17 protein-coding genes are annotated in these 15,133 nt (G+C 69.8%); 8 read left to right on the forward strand and 9 right to left on the reverse strand.

The genetic code is table 11. The annotated features are described in order from the left end of the window. Nucleotides 1-75: 75 nt before the first annotated feature. The 5 genes from LX88_RS17150 to LX88_RS17170 form a co-directional block, all read right to left on the reverse strand. Nucleotides 76-1,392: a hypothetical protein gene (locus LX88_RS17150; protein WP_258948792.1), complete on the reverse strand. Its 1,317-nt coding sequence runs from the start codon at nt 1,390-1,392 to the stop codon at nt 76-78. Between the two features lie 47 nt (nt 1,393-1,439). Beyond that, entirely contained in the window at nt 1,440-2,942 is a 1,503-nt protein-coding gene (locus LX88_RS17155; protein ID WP_258948793.1) for a glycoside hydrolase family protein, read from the reverse strand. 387 nt (nt 2,943-3,329) lie between these two features. Further along, nucleotides 3,330-4,118 carry a phosphotransferase gene (locus LX88_RS17160; RefSeq protein ID WP_258948794.1) on the reverse strand — a complete coding sequence of 263 codons (789 nt, stop codon included), beginning with the start codon at nt 4,116-4,118 and terminating at the stop codon, nt 3,330-3,332. Continuing rightward, nucleotides 4,118-4,762, reverse strand: coding sequence for a response regulator transcription factor (locus LX88_RS17165; protein WP_258948795.1), 645 nt, complete (start codon nt 4,760-4,762; stop codon nt 4,118-4,120). The genes LX88_RS17160 and LX88_RS17165 overlap by 1 nt, the downstream gene beginning before the upstream one ends. Further along, nucleotides 4,753-5,880 (reverse strand): sensor histidine kinase, encoded by a 1,128-nt coding sequence (locus LX88_RS17170; RefSeq protein ID WP_258948796.1) that lies wholly within the window; start codon nt 5,878-5,880, stop codon nt 4,753-4,755. The genes LX88_RS17165 and LX88_RS17170 overlap by 10 nt, the downstream gene beginning before the upstream one ends. 163 nt (nt 5,881-6,043) lie before the next feature. On the opposite strand from LX88_RS17170, the gene LX88_RS17175 reads away from it, so the two are divergent. Further along, on the forward strand, nt 6,044-6,685 hold the full coding sequence (locus LX88_RS17175; RefSeq protein ID WP_258948797.1) for a DedA family protein: 642 nt from the start codon (nt 6,044-6,046) through the stop codon (nt 6,683-6,685). 146 nt (nt 6,686-6,831) lie between these two features. Here LX88_RS17175 and katG read toward each other — a convergent pair whose 3' ends face one another. The 3 genes from katG to LX88_RS17190 form a co-directional block, all read right to left on the reverse strand. Then, the gene (gene katG, locus LX88_RS17180; RefSeq protein ID WP_258948798.1) at nt 6,832-9,063 is read right to left on the reverse strand and encodes a catalase/peroxidase HPI; all 2,232 of its coding nucleotides are present in this window, start codon (nt 9,061-9,063) and stop codon (nt 6,832-6,834) included. A 20-nt stretch (nt 9,064-9,083) separates the two neighbouring features. Next, nucleotides 9,084-9,518, reverse strand: coding sequence for a Fur family transcriptional regulator (locus tag LX88_RS17185; protein ID WP_030481444.1), 435 nt, complete (start codon nt 9,516-9,518; stop codon nt 9,084-9,086). A gap of 66 nt (nt 9,519-9,584) precedes the next feature. Beyond that, nucleotides 9,585-10,979 carry an aminotransferase-like domain-containing protein gene (locus LX88_RS17190; protein WP_258948799.1) on the reverse strand — a complete coding sequence of 465 codons (1,395 nt, stop codon included), beginning with the start codon at nt 10,977-10,979 and terminating at the stop codon, nt 9,585-9,587. 22 nt (nt 10,980-11,001) lie between these two features. Between LX88_RS17190 and LX88_RS17195 the strand changes: the two genes are divergently transcribed. From LX88_RS17195 to LX88_RS17215, 5 genes are all read left to right on the forward strand, one after another. Next, entirely contained in the window at nt 11,002-11,892 is an 891-nt protein-coding gene (locus tag LX88_RS17195) for a DMT family transporter (protein WP_258948800.1), read from the forward strand. 39 nt (nt 11,893-11,931) lie between these two features. Then, nucleotides 11,932-12,474 carry a DUF6939 family protein gene (locus LX88_RS17200; protein WP_258948801.1) on the forward strand — a complete coding sequence of 181 codons (543 nt, stop codon included), beginning with the start codon at nt 11,932-11,934 and terminating at the stop codon, nt 12,472-12,474. A gap of 43 nt (nt 12,475-12,517) precedes the next feature. Continuing rightward, the gene (locus tag LX88_RS17205; protein ID WP_090068216.1) at nt 12,518-12,865 is read left to right on the forward strand and encodes an MmcQ/YjbR family DNA-binding protein; all 348 of its coding nucleotides are present in this window, start codon (nt 12,518-12,520) and stop codon (nt 12,863-12,865) included. Beyond that, complete coding sequence (locus LX88_RS17210; protein WP_258948802.1) at nt 12,862-13,221, forward strand: VOC family protein; 360 nt, start codon at nt 12,862-12,864, stop codon at nt 13,219-13,221. Before LX88_RS17205 ends, LX88_RS17210 begins: the two co-directional genes overlap by 4 nt. 63 nt (nt 13,222-13,284) lie before the next feature. Then, nucleotides 13,285-13,470, forward strand: a complete 186-nt coding sequence (locus LX88_RS17215; RefSeq protein ID WP_258948803.1) for a hypothetical protein — start codon at nt 13,285-13,287, stop codon at nt 13,468-13,470. On the opposite strand, the gene LX88_RS17220 is transcribed toward LX88_RS17215, so the two are convergent. Then, nucleotides 13,467-14,333 (reverse strand): serine hydrolase, encoded by an 867-nt coding sequence (locus LX88_RS17220; protein WP_258948804.1) that lies wholly within the window; start codon nt 14,331-14,333, stop codon nt 13,467-13,469. The two genes, LX88_RS17215 and LX88_RS17220, sit on opposite strands and share 4 nt — an antisense overlap. Before the next feature lie 148 nt (nt 14,334-14,481). Here LX88_RS17220 and LX88_RS17225 point away from each other — a divergent pair, with 148 nt between their 5' ends. Both LX88_RS17225 and LX88_RS17230 read left to right on the forward strand, forming a co-directional pair. Then, entirely contained in the window at nt 14,482-14,904 is a 423-nt protein-coding gene (locus tag LX88_RS17225; RefSeq protein WP_258948805.1) for a hypothetical protein, read from the forward strand. Then, a complete protein-coding gene (locus LX88_RS17230) occupies nt 14,901-15,125 on the forward strand; it encodes a helix-turn-helix transcriptional regulator (RefSeq protein ID WP_258948806.1) in 225 nt (74 codons plus the stop codon). Before LX88_RS17225 ends, LX88_RS17230 begins: the two co-directional genes overlap by 4 nt. Nucleotides 15,126-15,133: the final 8 nt, after the last annotated feature.

The following is a 15,133-nucleotide window of genomic DNA, read 5'->3' on the forward strand; positions in this document are numbered from 1 at the left end:
GGTGAACGCCGCACCTTCCCGTTCGGCGGCCAGTCCGGCCGGCGGTGCGCCGAACGGGAATCCGCGTTTCGACGCTCAGCGCACCGATTCGCACGGAACGACGAAGAACCAGTCCTTGGGCTCGTGCTCCAGCCGCGCTTGCGGTGTGCCCGCGGCGCATTCCGCACGTGCGCGCGCCAGGCTGTCGTCCCACGGAATGCCCGTCAGCACGGGCTTCGTCTCCCGGAACTGGGCGAAGATGCTGACCACCACGAGGAATCCGATCAGGTAGCGGCTACCGCCCACCACCAGGCGTTGCCAGGTCTTCGGCGGCGCCGCGTCGAGGCCCACGAAGATCGCGGTGAACAGGAACAGGCACGGCGCGATGCTGTAGCGCTGGCCGGCCATCACGACGTCCGGCGCCTGCACCTGCAGGACCTGCGTCCAGTTCAGCACCAGGCACGCGACGATGACCACCACGCTGTAGACGCCGGCGACCAGCGAGAGCGCCCGTGCGGGCCGGTCGCCGAACCACAGGCCCGCCGCGATCGGCACGGCGGCGGCCAGCAGCGCGGCGACGATCAGCAGGTTGCCGTCCGACGGGTAGAACTGGCTGACCCGCTCCGACCCCGTGAACGCGACCACCGGCACCCGCAGCAGGCTCGCCAGCAGCACCTGCACCGGGTCGACCTCGTCGTGCGAGTACGGCGTCCGGGAGGCGAACAGCATCGTGACGCCCTGCACGGCCAGAGCGGCGAGGAACGCGATCGGCACCTCCCTGCGCGGCTGGAAGAGCCGTACGAGCGCGATCGGCGCCAGGACGAACACCAGCGGGCTGGACAGGGCGGCGAGGACAACGAACAACGCGACCGGCACGCGCGGGGCGTTGCGCCACAGCAACGCCCAGAAGGCGCCGAAGAGCAGGAACCAGTGCAGGTTCGTCATGTTGTTCAACGTCTCGGAGTTGCCCGCGGGCAACACGATGACCAGGGAAGACAGCGCGAACCGCATCGGCGTCGACCTCAGGTACGCCTTGGAGGCCGAGAACGTGATCAACGCGACCAGCGCCCGCAGCACAGCGGCGCACACCGCGAAGCCCGCGGCCGTCCACTCGAGCGGCAGCACCGCGACCAGTTCGGCGACCAGGCGGGGCAGCGCGTGCAGGTAGCCGCCGTAGGGGTCGACCAGGTTCCGCAACGCCGGCGAGCGCACCGCGTCGACCACGAACCGGGCGCCGTCCTCGGCCCACAGGTGGTCGAGCCGGGACCAGCCGGCCGGGATGAGCAGCAGGAACGCCACCGACGCGACGAACGCGGACAGCAGGCCGAGCCAAGCGAGCTCGTGCCTCGGTTCGTCCGGCAGCGGCACCGCGCTGTCCGCCAGCTCACCGGGTCGTTGCGTCGTGACTGCCACCAGACGGTCCCCCATGTCCGATCAACCCCGGGGAAGAACGTATCCGGTCAGCGCCGGAGGAGATCCGGCAGGCGCTCGTACCCGGCCCACTGGTCGGCGGACACCGGGGTGATCGTGGACGAGTTCAGCTTCGCGATCTCGGCGGACCCGACCACCCACAGCTTGCCGTCGAGCAGCAGCCCGATCTGGCCCGCCGGGTTGGTCACCGCGGGCGCGCCGGCCGGGACGGTGAACGCGAGCTTCAGCGTGTCAACGCCTTGAGGCCGGGTGCCGAGCACGCCGCGCGCGAACTTCTCGGCCACCGACCGGCGCTCGAACCGCATCACGTTGCCGCCCACGACGACGTCGAGCGTGCGTTCCGGCGAAGGCACCGCGAACCCGTTCAGCGCCCTCACCTCGGTCGCGGTGACGCAGCCCTTGAGCCCGACCGCGTCGAGGCCGAAGTGGGAGATGTTCGTCGGTCCGGCCGGACCCTCGACGGTGCCGCGCAGCACGTCCAGCGCCACTCGTGCGCACGGGTCCTTGCCGTCCACCGGAGCGTGGCCCTCCGGCGTGCGCACCAGGCCGGGGCCTTCCTTCCAGGCACCGGGGATCAGCACGGCCTCGAACGGGTGGCGGGTGAAGTCCCTGTTCCAGAACGTGATGGTGGTGCCCTCGTCGGTCTCGTGGGCGATGGCGAACGACGACGCCGCCTCGATCCACATCCAGTCCGCGCTGAACGCCTCGACCACCGAGCGGGTGCGCGGGCCGTTGTTCGACGTCACCGGCTTGAAACCCTGCGTGCCGAGTGCCTCGACGCCCTTGGTGAACGTCGGGTCCTTCGAACGCAGCACGTACTGGCCGGCGCCGTTCTGGTGCGAGGCGAGGCCGGTGGTGTCGGTGAACATCAGGTACACCCAGCCGTCGACGTAGATCGCCGACTGCTGGCCCGCGCCGTAGGTGTTCTCGCGGATGTTGTCGCCGGCGGGGGCGACGATCGACTGGCCGCCCGCCTCGCGCTTCCAGGTGATGCCGTCCCTGCTGGACGCGACGCCGACCGAGCTGCCGTTCGCGTGGTTGTCCCGCGCCGCGCCCGTGTAATACATGTAGTAGAGGCTGCCGACCTTGATCAGCGACGGGTCGCAGGTGTGCATCGCGTCGAAGCTGCCGCCGCTGCCGGAGAAGACCGGGACCGCCGTCGAGAACGGGCCACCGGCGGCCGGGCCCTCGCTGTAGAGGATGTCGTCGCCGCCGGGCGGTGCCGCGCTCAGCTGGCTGCACCACCACGCGCGCACCTTGCCGTTGTCGACCATCACGGCGGGGGCGTAGTTGTACGGCGCGTCCCCGGCCCCGGCGATGACCGTGCCGCCGCTCTGGCGGCCGTTCTCGACGCTGAGCTTGATCTTGTCCCTGGGAGGCGCCGCCGGGGGCGCCTTCTTCGTTGACGTGGCCTTCTGCTGGTCGAGCGGTGCTCCGACCGGGTCGCCGACCGCCGCGTTGGTGCACGCCGTGACCGCACTGACCAGCGCGAGCGCAGCGAGTGACGCGAGAGGTCGACGACTCAGGGACACCCCCCCATCATAGTGATCAAGTCCTCCGTCCGGGTGAAGTCCGGCGCCTGGGCGCCCTCGGCGGCGTGAACCCGCTGACCAGGAGCACGGATTCGCGTTCGAAGGCACCAGCGCGGGCGCACCCGAGCCGGCGAGCCGCTGCGGCCTGAAGGAGGGCGGCGGGACCAGGTTTCCGGGGCCTGCGCGACCGGCGGGCCTGGGCGGCGGTGGTGGCGCTGAGCAGGACGAACCGCGGGGCGGCGTGAGGTCGTCGAGCTTGTCGCCGGCTCTGTGGAACCCGGCGATCGCCTCGGAGCTGGTGAGCGTGCTCCGCACGCCTGTGATGGTGAGCACACCTGGGTCGTCGTCGGTTCGGCGTCTTCGGCCTGGAGTGGGTGCCCGGTCGTGTCAGCCGGCCGGTGGGTGTTCGCGGACCGCGCAGCGGCGGCGGAACCAGGCGAGGAACCTCGCCGGGTCGCCGTGCTGACGGATCGCGGACACCGCGCCGGTCAGCGGGAACATCGCGGCGTGCGTGCGGGCCCGTTCGTACAGCTCCGGCCTGACCCGTTCGACCAGGGGCCAGCCGTAGCTCGCGAACGCGGCCGCGTCGAGGGCGGGATCGCCCGCGCAGGCGAAGTCCCAGTCGATGATCCCGCTGACCTTTCCCTTGTGCCAGCGCAGGTTCACCGGTGCCAGGTCGCCGTGCACGAAGCCTCTTGCCGGTGGCAGGTCCGCGAAGCGTCGCAGGACTTCCGCGGCCTGGGCGCGTTCGTCGGCGTCGAGCAGCGGGAACACCAGCTCCGTGATCGTCTCCGCCGCGTGCCGGCCGCCCGCGTGGTGCAGCGGTTCGTCGAGCAGGGCAACGAGCTCTTCGTCCGGTTCGACTGCCGCGAGGGCGTCGAGCACCTCGCGGACCGCGTCGTCGCGCACCGTTCGCGCCCGCTTGCCGGGCAGGTACGAGATGACGACGTGGGCCTGGCCCAGCGGCAGGTCCAGCCGGTCCTCGACGACCTCCGGCACGGCGAACGGCAGGCCGAGCCGCGTGATCCGCCTGAGCGCTTGCACGCGGCGCCGTGCGTCGGGCAGGTCCTGGCGGGGGAACCGCGCGACCCACTTCCCCTGCACCACCACGGCATCGTTGAACGTGCCGCGCTCGAGCTTCGCGCCCGGCGTCGCGAGCAGCTCCTCGACGGTCATCAGCTGCCCAAGTAACGGACGACGGCCATCACCCGGCGGCTCAGGCCGGACGAGCCGGAGAGACCGAGCTTGTCGAAGATCGCGTTGATGTGCTTCTCCGCGGCGCTCTGCGAGATGTGCAGCTGTGCGGAGATGCGCGCGTTGGTGAGACCTTGGGCCATCAGTTCGAGGACCTCTTTCTCCCTCGCCGTCAGCGTTTCGAGCGGGTCGACGTGCGTCGTCCTGGTCAGCAGCCTGCGCACGACCTCCGGGTCGAACGCCGCGCCGCCCGCCGCGACCCTGTCCAGTGCCTCCAGGAACTCGTCGACCTGCGCCACCCGATCTTTGAGCAGGTAGCCGACCTTGCCACCGGTGCTGGTGATGAGCTCGGTGGCGTAGCGGTTCTCGACGTACTGCGAGAGCACGAGCACGCTGACCTCCGGCCACCGCTCCCGGATCTCCAGTGCGGCGCGCATGCCGTCGTCCTTGTGGTCCGGTGGCATCCGGACGTCCGTCACCACTATGTCCGGCCGGTGTTCCTCGGTGGCCTTCAGCAACTCCGGCGCGGTGCCGACGGCGGCCACGACGTCGTGCCCCTCCTCGGCGAGCAACCGGATCAGGCCCTCGCGCAGCAGCGTCGAGTCCTCGGCCAGGATCACCCGCACGGCACCCTCGCGTAGATCGTGGTGGGACCGCCGGGCGGACTGGTCACCTCGAAGTCCCCGTCCACCGCCTTGACCCTCCTCGCCAGCCCGGACAGCCCGGTGCCGGTGGGGTCGGCGCCACCGACGCCGTCGTCCCGCACCACGACCGCGATGCCGCCCTCGCCGTCCGGCCGCAGGTGGATCTCGACCAGCGACGGGTCCGCGTGCTTGGCCGCGTTGGTGACGGCCTCGGACGTGACGAAGTAGATCACCGTCTCCAGCGCGGTGCCGGGCGACGACCCGAGCCCGTTGCTGATCTCGACGCGCACGCTCGACCGTTCCGCCAGCACCTCGAGCGCCGCGTCCAGCCCCGCGTCGTCGAGCACGGCCGGGTAGACGCGCGTCGCGACCTCGCGCAACTCGTCGATGGCCTCGCCCGCCGTGTCGTGCGCCTGCCGCAACAACTCCTGCAACTGCTCCTCACCCCTGGCCCGCTTCGCCCGGCCGATCAGCATGCCGAGCGCCACGAGCCGCTGCTGGACTCCGTCGTGCAGGTCGCGCTCGATGCGCCGCCGTTCGTCGTCGATCGCCTCGATCACCTCGGCCCGCGTGCTCGTCAGTTCCGCGACCCGCTCGCGCAGCAACGTCTGCTGGCTGGTCCCGAGCATCTCGGTGGCGAGCCACCGGTCCAGCACCGCCACGCCGACCACGCCGGCCGTCGTCACGAAGATGACCAGCGCACCGGGGATCGCCACCAGTGCGAGCAGCCCGAGCGTGACCCGGTCCGCGTCCTCGATCAGCGCCCAGTCGCCGTCGAACAGCCACGCCGTCACCATCGAGATGCCGATGACGTACCAGGACGCCAGCATCCAGATCACGCCGGCGCCGAGCGCGCCGACCAGCCACCGCACCGCGAGGTAACGACGGCACCCCTGCCGTGTCAGCGGGTTCGTGTGCACGGCCCGGTCGAACCGCGTGATCCGGCCGAGCTCGTACTCGGTCAGCCCGACCACGCCCGCACCGGCGGCCGCCGCGGCGAGACCGGCCACTCCCGTCAGCGAACCGATCGTGAGACCCACGAGCATCCGGAACCAGCCACGCACCAACGAACCCGCGCCGAGCCGCTCCACCTGATGCACGTTCGCCACCGTACTGACCCGCCCAGCGCCCGGCATTGCGGTTTACCGCAGTATCGCCCTGCGGTTTCCCCCACGGTTCCCGACGGACAACCTCATGGTCCCGCCCACTCCCCGTTCCTAACGTTGACCCCGACCGATCCACCGTCACCTGAGGGGAAAACCGATGCTGGCTGAATGGGCCGTCTCGCTGATGGAATCACTGGGAGGCGTGGGCGCGGCCGTGGTGGTGGGCCTGGACAACCTGTTCCCGCCCATCCCGAGCGAGCTGGTGCTGCCCCTGGCCGGCTTCTCCGCGAGCAAGGGCGTGTTCAGCCTGCCCGCGGCCCTGTTCTGGACCACCGTGGGCTCGGTGGCGGGAGCCGTCATCGTCTACTTCGCGGGAATGCTCCTGGGCCGCACCAGAACCCGCGCCCTGGTGGCCCGAATCCCATTGGTCCGCGTGACCGACTTCGACAGGACAGAAGCCTGGTTCACCCGCCATGGGACGAAAGCCGTCTTCTTCGGCCGGATGGTGCCGCTGTTCCGCAGTTTCATCTCCCTGCCCGCGGGAGTGGAACGCATGAACTTCCCGAAGTTCCTCGTGCTCACCACACTGGGCAGCCTGATCTGGAACACCATCTTCGTGGGCGCCGGCTACCTGCTGGGCGAGAACTGGCACCGCGTGGAGTCCTACGCAGGCGTCTTCCAGAAGCTGGTGCTGCTCGCCGTGGCGGCGGCCGTCGTGCTGTTCGTCGTCACCCGCCTGCGCCAGCGCTCGAAGGGCGACCCCGAGGCGACGCAGGTGTTACCGCGCGTCAAGCGATGACGTTGCCGCACAACGCAATCCGTCCTGTCGGCATCGTCCCGAGCGGACGGTCGACCGGATGTGCTTCGCGCCTTCATGCTGTTGACCTCGCGGACACGAAGGTGCCCCAGGCCGGGAGTGGCCTGGGGCACCTGGGTCGAGCTGGATCAGACGTCGTAGCGGTCCGCGTTCATGACCTTGTTCCACGCGACGACGAAGTCCTGCACGAACTTCGAGGAGGCGTCGTCACTCGCGTAGACCTCGGCGACGGCGCGCAGTTCGGAGTTCGAGCCGAACACCAGGTCGTTGCGGGTGGCGGTCCAGCGAACGGCACCGGTGGCGCGGTCGCGGCCCTCGAAGTTCTCCTCGTCCTCGGTGACCGACTTCCACTCCGTCTCCATGTCGAGCAGGTTGACGAAGAAGTCGTTGGTCAGCGTCTCCGGCTTGGCCGTGAGCACGCCCGCCTGCGAACCGTTGTGGTTGGCGCCCAGCACGCGCAGGCCGCCGACCAGCACAGTCATCTCCGGCGCCGAGACGCCGAGCAGGTTCGCCCTGTCGATCAGCAGGTACTCCGACGGCAGCGGCGTGGCCTTGCCACCGTAGTTGCGGAAACCGTCGACCTTCGGCTCCAGGACGGCGAACGACTCGGCGTCGGTCTGCTCCTGGGTCGCGTCCACGCGGCCCGCGAGGAACGGCACCTCGACGTCGTGGCCGGCTGCCTTGGCGGCCTGCTCGATCGCCGCGGCGCCGCCGAGGACGATCAGGTCGGCCAGCGAGACCTTCTTGCCGCCGGTCGCGGAGCTGTTGAACGCCTCCTGCACGCCTTCCAGCGTGCGCAGCACCTGGGCGAGCTGCTCAGGCTCGTTGACCTCCCAGCCGCGCTGCGGCTCGAGGCGGATGCGGGCACCGTTGGCGCCACCGCGCTTGTCGCTCTGGCGGAACGACGAGGCCGAGGCCCACGCCGTCTTGACCAGCTGCGAGACCGAGAGGCCGGTCTCCAGGACCTTCGCCTTCAGCGACGCGACGTCGTCGGCGGAGATCAGCTCGTAGTCGCGCACGGGCAGGCGGTCCTGCCAGATCAGCTCCTCCTGCGGCACCAGCGGGCCGAGGTAGCGCTGGATCGGGCCCATGTCGCGGTGGGTCAGCTTGAACCACGCGCGGGAGAACGCCTCGGCGAACGCCTCGTGGCTCTCCGCGAACTTGCGCGAGATCGGCTCGTAGATCGGGTCGAAGCGCAGCGCGAGGTCCGTGGTCAGCATCATCGGCGTGCGGTTGAGCGTGCCGTCCTCGGGGTCCGGCACGGTGTTGGCGCCCGCGCCGTCCTTCGGCTTCCACTGGTGCGCGCCGGCGGGCGACTTGGTGAGCTCCCACTCGAAGGCGAAGAGGTTCTTGAAGAACAGGTTCGTCCACTTGGTGGGCTGCTGCGTCCAGGTCACCTCCAGGCCGGAGGTGATGGCGTCACGGCCCTTGCCGGTGCCGTGCGTGCTGATCCAGCCAAAGCCCTGCGCGTCCATCAGGGAGCCTTCGGGCTCGGCACCGACCAGCGACGGGTCGCCGGCGCCGTGCGCCTTGCCGAAGGTGTGGCCGCCGGCGATGAGCGCGACGGTCTCCTCGTCGTTCATGCCCATGCGGCCGAACGTCTCGCGGATGTCGCGGGCGGAGGCCAGCGGGTCCGGGTTGCCGTTGGGGCCCTCGGGGTTGACGTAGATCAGACCCATCTGGACGGCCGCGAGCGGGGACTCGAGGTCGCGCTCACCGCTGTAGCGCGTGTCGCCGCCGAGCCACTCGGTCTCCGGGCCCCAGTAGACGTCCTCGTCCGGCTCCCACACGTCGTTGCGGCCACCGGCGAAACCGAAGGTCTCGAAGCCCATGGTCTCCAGCGCGCGGTTGCCCGTGAAGATCATGAGGTCGGCCCAGGAGACCTTCTTGCCCCACTTCTTCTTGACCGGCCACAGCAGACGGCGGGCCTTGTCCAGGTTGCCGTTGTCCGGCCAGCTGTTGAGCGGAGCGAAGCGCTGCATGCCCGCGCCGGCGCCACCGCGGCCGTCGTGGGTGCGGTAGGTGCCCGCGCTGTGCCACGCCATGCGGATCATGAACGGGCCGTAGTGCCCGAAGTCCGCCGGCCACCAGTCCTTCGACTCGGTCAGCACGGCGTCGACGTCGCGCGCCAGCTCGTCCAGGTCGACGGTCAGGAACTCCTTGCCGTAGTCGAGCTCACCGCCGAACGGGTCCGCCTGGACGGGGTGCTTGCGGAGGATCCGGAGGTTGAGCTGCTTGGGCCACCAGTCCCGGTTGCCGCCGCCCTCGCTGGGGTGGTTGCGCCGGCCGTGCGCGACCGGGCAGCCACCGGCCTCCTCCTCGTTCAGCTCGCTCAGCTTGGCGTCAGTGCTGTCGGACACAGGCATCCTTCCGGGGTGGTTCAGGAACTTTTCGCGGCGGTCGTGCACTCGGGGCAGGAGCCCCAGTAGATGACCTCGGCCTCGTCGATGGCGAAGCCGTGGTCGTCGGATGCGTCCAGGCATGGCGCGTGGCCGACTGCGCAGTCGACGTCGGCGATCGCACCGCAGGACCTGCAGACGACGTGGTGGTGGTTGTCCCCGACGCGCGCCTCGTACCGGGCGACCGAGCCCTGGGGCTCGATCTTGCGCAGCAGGCCGGCTCCGGTCAGCGCTCGGAGCACGTCGTACACGGCCTGGTGGGAGACCGCGCCGAGGTTCTGACGCACGACACCGATGATCGAGTCCGTGTCGGCGTGCGGGTGGGAGTGCACTGCGGACAGCACTGCTATCCGCGGGGCCGTCACCCGAAGCGACGCTCCACGCAGCAGGCGCTCGAAATCGGAAGCCGTGGGCACGAACCCACCCTGCCGCCTTTTCTGGATTGAGTCAAGTTAATGAATGATGCAACTCACCCGAAGCGGTCATCTCCGCAGGGTGGACAGGGCGTCGGCCAGCCGCCGGACGCCCTCGGCGAGCACGTGCTCGGGTGCTCCGCCATAGGTCAAACGGAGAAAACCGCCCGGTGGTTCAGCGGCGAACCACGGCCGGCCGGGGAACACCACGACGTCACGCGCGGCGGCGGCCGTCGTGAGCTCCAGGTCGTCGACGTCGTGGGGGAGCTGTGCCCACAGGTGCAGCCCGCCGGACGACCTGGCGATCTCGAGCTCGGGCAGGTGCTCGGCGAGTGCGCGTCTCAGAGCGTCACGCCTGGACCTCAAGGACTGCTGGAGCGTGCGCAGGTGCCGGCGCCAGGCAGGGGAAGTCACGAAGTCGATCGCCGCCTCCTGCAACGGCCCAGCGACGTACAGGTCCTGCCGCGACCGGGTGTTCTTCAGCCGGGTGCCCGCCGGGCCGCGGGCTCCGATGGCGGCGACGCGCAGACCGGGCGCGGCGACCTTGGTGAGCGACCGGACGTAGACGACGTGGCCGTCGGTGTCCTGCGAGACCAGCGTCGGCGGTGCGGTGCCGTCGATGGTGAACCCGCGCGCCCAGTCGTCCTCGACCAGGAACGCGCCCACGCCGCGGACGATCCGCATGACCTCGGCCCGCCGCTCGTCGGACAGCACGGCGCCGTGCGGGTTCGCGTGCAGCGGCTGGCAGTAGAAGACCTTCGCGCCGGTGCGTTCGAAGGCGGCCTGAAGCAGGTCCGGCCGCACGCCGTCCTGGTCCGCCGGCACCGGGACGACCTTGAGCCCGGCATCGCGCGCCGCCGCGATCGCGCCGAGGTAGGTGGGGGACTCGACCAGCACGGCGTCACCGCGCTCGCCGAGCCCGCGGAACACCGTCGCGAGTGCCTCCTGGGCGCCCGCGCACACCGTGATGTCGCCTGCCCTGAGCTCGCCGCCGGCCTCCTTCGCGAACCACGCGCGCAGTTCCTCCTTGCCCTCCACCGGGACGCGTCCCCACGAGGCGGGACGGCGTGCGGCGCGGCTGAGCGCGGCGCCGAGCGCGTCGGTGGGCTGCAGGCCGGGATCGAGGTAGCCGCTGGTCAGCGGGATGACCTCGGGCTTCGGCACCGCGACGAGGTTCGCCACCAGGTCCTCGCCGGGCCTGCCCTCGCCGAGCGCGACGGCCTGCCACGACAGGTCGTGGCTCGCCGCCGCGGTCCGCGGGGCGACGAAGCTGCCGCGGCCGGGGCGCACCTCGACCAGCCCTTCGGCGGCCACGCGCTGGATCGCCTGCTGGACCGTCGCGGGCGAAGCCCGGTGCCGCGCCATCAGCTCGCGCACCGAGGGCATGCGGTCGCCGGGGCGACCGGAGAGTGCCGCTGCTCTCAGGTGCTCGATAACGCGGACGGCTGCGTTATCCTCATTCATGAGAGCCAAGAGTAACGTTATCGTGCCAGCGGGGGTAACACTCGGTGCGCTCGGCGTCCTGGGTTTCAGCTTCTCGCTGCCGGCGACCCGCCTGGCAGTGGCGGGACTGGACGCGTGGTTCGTCGCGTTCGGCCGCGCTTCCGTCGCAGGGCTCCTGGCGATCGCCTACCTCGCGTTGTCGCGAGCGCCTCTGCCCTCGGTAACGCAGGTCTGCCGACTGCTCATCGTCGCCCTCGGCATCGTGGTCGGTTTCCCGCTCCTCACGTCCCTGGCCCTCACCACGCAGACCTCGGCCCACGGCGCCGTCGTGATCGCGGTGCTGCCCATGTCCACGGCGATCTGGGCGGTCCTGCGCGCCTCCGAATGCCCACCCCTCAGGTTCTGGCTGGCCAGCGGCGCCGGTCTGCTCGCGGTGCTGGCGTTCGTGGCCACCGGCGGCGGCTTCTCCGGCTCGCTGAGCCTGGCCGACGGCTACCTGTTGGTCGCCGTGGTGCTGTGCGGCCTGGGCTACGCCGAGGGAGGCGCGCTCTCCCGGGAGCTGGGCGGCGCCAGGACCGTCTGCTGGGCGCTGGTCGTCTCGCTCCCGGTGACCATCCCGATCTCCTTGTACACAGCCGATTTCTCGCGTGCCGACAGCGTCGTGTGGCTCAGTTTCGCTTATGTGTCACTGATATCGATGTTCCTGGGCTTCTTCGCCTGGTACGCGGGCCTGGCCGCGGGCGGCGTGGCCAAGATCGGCCAGATCCAGCTGGCCCAGCCGGTGCTGACGCTCATGTGGTCGGCACTCGTCCTGGGCGAACCGGTCGGCTGGCCGGCCCTCGCCACCGCGGCCGTCGTGCTCGTCTGCGTCGTGCTGACCCAACGAAGCCGTGTCCCGTCAACGGCGACCATGACCGCCCAACCGGTGCGCTGACCGTCCGGAATTGTCAGACCCCCCTGCCATGCTCGGGTCATGCCGATCGAAGTCGCGAGCAAGCGTCGCAAGGTGAAGCGCCCGGACGCGGTGGTCATCGACGTGACCTCCCGCGGCCCCGAGCCGTGGGTGCGCTTCAGCCCGTTCTTCCCGCACGGCCAGATCCCGGTGCCGTTGTCGCCAGGCGTGACGAGCGAGTCGGTCGAAGGCCTCTGGCAGGCGCTGAAGGTCTTCGAGGGAGCCGACGTCGACCCGTCGAAGCTCGCGGTGACGTCGATGAAGGGCTTGAAGCGCACGGTCCGCCGCTTCGGGCCGGTCCGCGGGCACCGCGCGGGGCTCGCGGGCGAGGAGTTGCTCGACTACCGCACGGCCCGGCGGGAGATCTACTCACCGGCGTACCGCTGGGTGCTGGAGCACCGCCTGCGGGCCGAGGTCGAGCGCTTGCGCGAGCTGGCGGAGTCGGCCGACGTCGTGCTGCTCGACTACACGACCAACGGCGACGTCGAGGACCTGAGCACCCCGCTGTCCCACGCCGCACTGGTCGTCGGACATCTGGGGAGGCTCACCGCGCCCGCGTCCTGAAAGCCGGATTTATACTTTCCGCCTTCGGCTTTGGGGGTCGGCAGTGGCGACATCGAACAAGCAGCTCTTCAAGATCGTGGACGGGCTCGCCGAGGCGCAGCGGTCGTCCGGTCAGCAGTACGACACGTTGCGCGTGCGAGGCAAGGTGTTCGGCTACTACTGGCCGCGCACGCAGACGGTCGGGCTGAAGCAGACGCTGTCCGAGCAACAGGCTCTCGTGGCCGAGCGGCCCGAGGTGTTCGAGCCGCAGTTCACGTCCGGCGGCTTCGGCTGGGTAGTGGTGTACCTCGAAGGCATCGAGGCCGACGAGATGAAGGAGCTGGTGTTCGAGGCCTGGCGGCTGTCCGCGCCGGAGGAGCTCGTCGCCCAGGTGCCGGACCTCGCGCGATGACCAGGGTCAAGTTCGAGCTGCCCGCCGACGACCTGGGCCGCGCGACGGCGTTCTACCGCGACGTCTTCGGGTGGTCGGTGCAGCGGCTGCCGTTCGACTACGTGCTCGTCGACACCGATGGGGAGCCGGTCGACGTGGCCGACGCGGACGGCGGCATCTCGCCCCGGACCGAGTTCGTGCAGGGGCCGGTGCTGATCATCGATGTGCCGTCCGTCGACGCCGTGGCGAGCAAGGTCGTGGAGGCGGGCGGCGCGGTGCTCAACGCCAAGGAACGCGTGGGCGACTACGGGTTCTCGCAGTACGTCAAAGACAGCGAGGGCACCGTGCTCTGCCTGTGGGAGTCGGTCCGGGGCTGACGGCGCACGCTGTCCGCCGAGCAGCTGGACCTCCACCGGGATCGAGGGTGCAGCATCTCGGTCATGAACGTGGTGACACAGGTGATGGCGGAGAGTGTCCTGCCCCTGTTGCGGCGTTCCGAACGCCCGGACGTCGTCACGCTGGTCTCGCTGGAGGCCGAGTCACGCAGCGATCCCACGCACATCGCGCACGCCGCGTTCCACGCGGCCAAGGCGGGGCAGGGAATGCCGCGCCAACACCCGCTCTAGCGGAACAGGATGCGCGTGATCTCGGTGCCGGTCGCACGGCCCTCGTCGTAGGCGCCCTCGCCCTTGAGGTTGTTCATGATCGCGAGCGTGTAGCGCTCGTCCTTGCCGACGAACCCGACCGAGTTCATCACCCAGCCGCCCTCCTCCTCCGACCAGCCGTTCTTGGCACCGGAGTCGGGGCCCCAGACGCCCCACTGCTGCACGGGCCCGACCTCGCGCATCTGCTCGACGATGTACGCGCGGTCGTCCGCCGGCACGGAGTCGAGGACGTAGTTCATCAGGCGGTCGAGGTCGTTGGCCGTGCACTTCTCGAAGCCCCAGTAGGGAAACGCGGTCGAATAACCCTTCTGTGGCACCAAATCGGTCATTCCGTACTTGCCGAACGCCGCGTTGAACGTCGCGCCCGTGTAGCGCTTCCACAGCGTGTCGGCCGCGTCGTCGTCGGACGTGTGCAGCATCGCGCTCATCAGGCGGCGGTCCTCGGCGCTGAGCCTGATCTTGCCGGCGCGGTGGCGTTCCAGCAGGTTCACGACCATCGCGAGTTTGATCGTCGACGCGGTCCAGGTCATGTCGCCGGAGTGGTCGTTGCGCCAGATCGCGCCGGACTTGCGGTCGCGCAGCACGAAACCCGTGGTCCCCGGCCTGGTCTCGGCGTAGTCCTGGGCGGCCTTGATCCGCTTCTGGAAGTCGCACTCGAACCCGCTGTCGGGCAGCGGGCAGACCTCGGGGGTCGCGACGAGAGGTGCTGCCGCGGGGGTGTGTGACTGGGGCTGCGTGCGCGCGACGGCGGGAGGTTCCGCCGTCACTGCGTGGCCGCACGCCGTGAGGGCGAGCGCGCACGCAACAAGGATCGGACGGAGCATGCGCCGCACGCTAATGGCTCCGATCGGAGGTAGTCGACCGCCATACGGACGCGTTGATCACGAAATGGTTAAGTCAAAGATATTTGACACGGTGTCTAGTTCGCTTTACCTTGGTGATGTCAGGTTTCTTTGACATCAGGAGCGGGACATGGCGTTCGAGGAGAAGCGGGCGTGGGCTTTGGCGATCATCGCCATCGTTGGTTATGCCGTGTATGTCGTGCTCGTCCTGAACGGGACGGCGGGACGTCCGCTGGTCGAGGCGCCGTACGCCGGCGCGATGCTGTGGACGATCCTGTTCGGGATCGTCGCCGGCATCGTGTCCGGGATCTGGTTCGGCATCGCCGCCCGCAACGACGGGCTGCAGGCGGACGAACGGGACCGGGAGATCGGCCGGTTCGGTGACCACATCGGCCAGTCGTTCATCGCCATCGGTGGCGTGTCCGCGATGGCGCTCGCGATTTTCGAGGCGCCGTACTTCTGGATCGCCAACGTGCTCTACCTGTGCTTCGTGCTGTCCGCGGTGCTCGGTTCCCTGGCGAAGATCGCGTTCTACCGGCGGGGAATGCCGTGAAGCCGACCAAGGTCACGAACTCCATCCGTGCGTTGCGTTTCGCGCACGGCGAGATGAAGCAGGCCGATCTCGCCGCGGCCATCGGTGTGACGCGACAGACGTTGATCGCCGTCGAGCAGGGCAGGTACTCGCCCTCGCTGGAGGTGGCCTTCAAGATCGCCCGCGTGTTCGGGGTGTCGCTCGAGGAAGTGTTCCAGTACCCGGAGGAGGAAGAGCTGTGAAGGCTGTA

The organism is Lentzea californiensis, assembly GCF_024648825.1.
Taxonomy (GTDB): Bacteria; Actinomycetota; Actinomycetes; order Mycobacteriales; family Pseudonocardiaceae; genus Lentzea; species Lentzea californiensis.

Bases quoted from the DNA above. Each gene is read 5' to 3' on its own strand.
- LX88_RS17210 (WP_258948802.1), top strand. From the start codon at position 12,862: ATGACCAGGGTCAAGTTCGAGCTGCCCGCCGACGACCTGGGCCGCGCG.
- LX88_RS17175 (WP_258948797.1), top strand. From the start codon at position 6,044: ATGCTGGCTGAATGGGCCGTCTCGCTGATGGAATCACTGGGAGGCGTG.
- LX88_RS17190 (WP_258948799.1), bottom strand. From the start codon at position 10,979: ATGAATGAGGATAACGCAGCCGTCCGCGTTATCGAGCACCTGAGAGCA.
- LX88_RS17200 (WP_258948801.1), top strand. From the start codon at position 11,932: ATGCCGATCGAAGTCGCGAGCAAGCGTCGCAAGGTGAAGCGCCCGGAC.
- LX88_RS17220 (WP_258948804.1), bottom strand. From the start codon at position 14,333: ATGCTCCGTCCGATCCTTGTTGCGTGCGCGCTCGCCCTCACGGCGTGC.
- LX88_RS17225 (WP_258948805.1), top strand. From the start codon at position 14,482: ATGGCGTTCGAGGAGAAGCGGGCGTGGGCTTTGGCGATCATCGCCATC.
- LX88_RS17215 (WP_258948803.1), top strand. From the start codon at position 13,285: ATGAACGTGGTGACACAGGTGATGGCGGAGAGTGTCCTGCCCCTGTTG.
- LX88_RS17160 (WP_258948794.1), bottom strand. From the start codon at position 4,118: ATGACCGTCGAGGAGCTGCTCGCGACGCCGGGCGCGAAGCTCGAGCGC.